Annotated in this window: 2 protein-coding genes; one reads left to right on the forward strand and one right to left on the reverse strand. The window is 66.6% G+C overall.

Annotation, left to right across the window (positions count from 1 at the left end; genetic code table 11):
• Positions 1-676: AraC family transcriptional regulator (locus tag H483_RS40095; protein WP_238556287.1), on the forward strand; the 676-nt coding region annotated here is incomplete at its 5' end.
• On the opposite strand, the gene H483_RS28495 is transcribed toward H483_RS40095, so the two are convergent.
• Positions 656-1372 (reverse strand): transglutaminase family protein, encoded by a 717-nt coding sequence (locus tag H483_RS28495; RefSeq protein WP_017836710.1) that lies wholly within the window; start codon positions 1370-1372, stop codon positions 656-658. The genes H483_RS40095 and H483_RS28495 overlap by 21 nt on opposite strands.
• Positions 1373-1421: the final 49 nt, after the last annotated feature.

Here is a 1421-nt window from a genome sequence, read left to right on the forward strand (position 1 = left end):
CCCCGACCTGGACTGTCTCGCCGTCACCTACTGCGGACTCGCCCTCATGCGGTTGGTCGACCGACTGGTCGACGACGCGTCGGAGGTGACCATGCATAGCCGCTGGCCGGAGCCGAGCAGCGGGGCTCGAGAAGCCTGGCCGGGGGCGCGGCTCATCTTCAACGCCCCCCTGTCCTACGTGCACATCCCTGAACGGACGCTACACGCGGCCTGCCGCTTCCCCGACCCAGTCGCCTACGACGTCGCCGTCACCAGCCTCCATCAGGCGCTCGAACGTCAGGCCGGCAGCCCGGAGTTCACCCGCAGAGTGCGGGCGTTGCTCGAGGACGGGTCCGGGGTGAGGACCCTCCAGTCGGTCGCGAATGAGTTCTCGATCTCCTCGAGCACCCTGAAACGCCGCCTCGCAGCGGAGGGAACCAGCTTCCGCGAACTCCTCCAGGAGTCACTGCTCGACCGCGCCCGGATACGGCTGCTCGACCGCTCCACGTCTGTCAGTGAGGTCGCCGCCGAACTGGGCTACAGCGACCTCACGAACTTCTCGCACGCCTTCAAAGGGTGGACCGGCAGCTCACCGAGCCACTTCCGACGCGCCCACCAGCCCCCTGGAGTACCACTTCCGCAGCCCCTCAGAAGGACCGCGCCCGGTGGGAGTGGCTCATCCGGTGCTCCCGGATGAGTCCACGGATCCTTTCGGAGTGGCCTTACCGGTGGTAGATGGAGGAGTGAAGGCATCGTCAGGCCCCGCAGCGGCGGTGACCATAGGTCCGTAGGCCTGGTGGAGAGCGGACAGAATGCGGCCCAGGGGGAGGTCGTCGAAGTTGCCGTGGTCCCGCACGTACTCCATGTGCCGAGTCCCGTCGGAGGTGAAGGCGTGCATGAGCGCGTCGCTCCGTCCGTCGAAGTCGACCGGGGGCACGCCGAATCGCTCGCATAACTCGACATTGAAGGCAGGTGTGGCCTTCAACCATCGTCCGTCGATGTAGGCGCTGCAATAGCCGTGATAGACGAACAGGTCCGTGCCACCCATGACGGCTCGTAAGGTGTCGGTCTGCAGATGGTTCCGTACATCGGCGAAGCCGAGTCGGGTAGGGATGCCCGCGGCCCGCAGAACCGCGGCCAGTAGCACCGCCTTGGGCACGCAGTAGGCGCGGCCGGCCTGGAGGACGTGGCTCGCCCGGTAATGCTCAGGATCCTCGGAGACCGAGTAGGGGTCGTACCAGATTTGGTCACGCACTGCAGCAAAGAGCAGGGACGCTCTCTCTCGGGGGCTCGACGCGCCGGCGATCACGTGCTGGGTGAAGTCGCGTACCGAAGCGTGGTCGTGATCGAGGAAGAAGGTCGCCTCAAGGTGCGATCCCGGCGCCGGCGTCATCGCCGCACCGCGGTGTTGACCGGACCGTCAGTCTTGAGCGCTACGGCCG

This window comes from Dietzia sp. UCD-THP, from assembly GCF_000349585.1.
GTDB lineage: Bacteria > Actinomycetota > Actinomycetes > Mycobacteriales > Mycobacteriaceae > Dietzia > Dietzia natronolimnaea_A.

Bases quoted from the DNA above. Each gene is read 5' to 3' on its own strand.
- H483_RS28495 (WP_017836710.1), bottom strand. From the start codon at position 1,372: ATGACGCCGGCGCCGGGATCGCACCTTGAGGCGACCTTCTTCCTCGAT.